Raw genomic sequence first — 507 nt, 5'->3', positions numbered from 1 at the left:
ATCTCCACTGAGATTAACTGTCTGGGCCTAGCACAGGAAGCCGCAGCCAGCGCCTCCACAGTAGACACCGCAGGCCCCCCCGGCGCAACCGCTACCGGCACCGATTCCCGCGCAGCCCAAACCACAGCCAAGGCCGCCGCAGCCGCCGCCACAAGCAGCGCCGGGGCATACAGCACCGAGGACTGGCGCAGCCACGGTGGACTCATCCAGGTCGTTGAGTTCCGTCAAATCCACATATTCCCAGGTGCGCATGTCTGGTTCCCTCCCGATGTGTTGTTGGGTTTGTGTAGGTCAGAGCGTGTGGTGATTATGGCCAGCACCAGATGCCGCAACATGCACCACCTTTGCAGAAGAGCCCGCAGATGCCGCCGCCAGCGACGACCATGCCGGAGCTTACAGTGGTCTCTTCGATGAACTCAAGGTCCATCAAATTGATGTATTCCATGATTTCACCTCCTTTCCCTCGGCTGTGTTGTTGACCGCTCCACTTCCCGGGCAGTGTTGCCG

The 507-nt window shown here is 60.4% G+C and carries 1 protein-coding gene; it reads right to left on the bottom strand.

The window, feature by feature from the left end:
* Nucleotides 1-307: 307 nt before the first annotated feature.
* Nucleotides 308-507: hypothetical protein (locus tag NZU74_20920; protein MCS6883784.1), on the bottom strand; the 200-nt coding region annotated here is incomplete at its 5' end.

It is taken from the genome of Chloroflexaceae bacterium (assembly GCA_025057155.1).
GTDB lineage: Bacteria > Chloroflexota > Chloroflexia > Chloroflexales > Chloroflexaceae > JACAEO01.
Note: the sequence above shows the minus strand (reverse complement) of the source record. Positions and strands in the feature narration are given on the sequence as shown.